The sequence below is a fragment of the Arenibacter lacus genome, from assembly GCF_008711145.1.
Classification (GTDB): Bacteria; Bacteroidota; Bacteroidia; order Flavobacteriales; family Flavobacteriaceae; genus Arenibacter; species Arenibacter amylolyticus.
Genome location: NZ_VVIN01000164.1, coordinates 1 through 1,416 on the forward strand (window position 1 = coordinate 1; position 1,416 = coordinate 1,416).

Here is a 1,416-nt window from a genome sequence, read left to right on the forward strand (position 1 = left end):
ACCTCCCTTGAAACATCGCCGATGTCCTTAATGCCAGATCGGGATTATGGTAACCGTAGCGGTATTCGATAGCCATGGCCCGCCCAAAGCATGGTCCGATCGACTAAAAAATAGCGCCCCAAGAAAAACGCCCCAAAAAGCGTAAGGGGATGCCCATAGCCAAAATTAAAATAGCGGGATAGGAAAGGCCGTTCCGGAGAGTAAAATGGGCCAAGGAAATCAAAAAGGGCACCGGAACGGGCTACGAAAAAGGGAGACCACCATCTTAAGGGCCCAGCTCCGGCAACAAGATATATGTAAAAGACTCCAACAAACCATAGAAATCCCCATAGTAAGGGGAAACTAGGGCCGGTTCAGTCAACACGGTCTTCATGTTTGGCTCCCTCACGAACTTTCGGGACTGGCAGTACCGACCACACGAAGACTTAGTTATTAGCTACAGTTATTTTTTAGCATTAGTTATTTATAAATGCATCAGACTTTGGCCTTTTAAAAGGTTCTGACAAAAATCTATTCGCAATACTGTTAAATAAATCTGGATTAGAGGAAGGAGTAAAATGTGTTTCACCTGGCATAATACAAAGTTGTGCCTTTTCTAGATTTTCATATATTTCCATACTATGCTCGCTTTTAATTACATCTTCATCTCCAGCCAAGATTAATACTTTTGCTTTAACTTTAGAAAGATCTGTGATTGGTATATTAGGTTGTTCTCCAACTAATCCTAAAAGTTGTTTTTTCAAATTCCAATTTTGGGTTTTGTCTTTTTCTTTTATTTTTAATTTTACCAGGTCAAATTCTTTTTTGATTATATCAACCACGTATGGATGAACTGCTGTTGTATCTGGTCTTAGATTTGCAGCCATAGACACAATTTTTTTAATCTTGACTTTATTGTTAATTCCCATTTTTAGACCAATTATTCCACCGTCACTCCAGCCAATAATATTTAGGGAATCAAGTTTTAAATGATTTACCAATCCTTCCCAATCTTCTGTGATTTGCTTATACGTCAATGAATCAGTTTTTAATTCAGACTTTCCTTGACCTCGGCTATCCGCAACAATTACTCTGTATTTTTTTTTGAAATAATCTATTTGATTACCCATCCAAATAATACTTCCACCATTTCCATGAATAAGTAAAAGAGGCTCTCCTTCACCATACTCCTCGAAATAAATCCTAGCTCCATTAATTTCAACATATTTCCCAACAGCTTGGTTGTTGCCATATGGTGTATCAAAATCAAAGTTTAATTGAACTTGAGCTGTTGAGATTAAAGAGAATAAACCTGTAAGAAGGAAAATGAATAATTTTGGTATAATTTTCATCTTGTTTTAATTGTAGCTAACGTTAAGGCTATGATTTCGGTCTGGGAAATCCGTTAGGATTTTCTGGTAATGAAATCGTGCCGGA

1 protein-coding gene and 1 pseudogene are annotated in these 1,416 nt (G+C 37.4%); one reads left to right on the top strand and one right to left on the bottom strand.

All coding sequences use genetic code 11. The features are described 5' to 3' along the window. A pseudogene (locus F1E73_RS18165) lies at positions 1 to 145 on the top strand (IS91 family transposase); the annotation flags it as partial. Between the two features lie 310 nt (positions 146 to 455). Here the strand turns inward: F1E73_RS18165 and F1E73_RS16950 are convergent. Continuing rightward, positions 456 to 1,331, bottom strand: coding sequence for an alpha/beta fold hydrolase (locus F1E73_RS16950; protein ID WP_150452655.1), 876 nt, complete (start codon positions 1,329 to 1,331; stop codon positions 456 to 458). Positions 1,332 to 1,416: the final 85 nt, after the last annotated feature.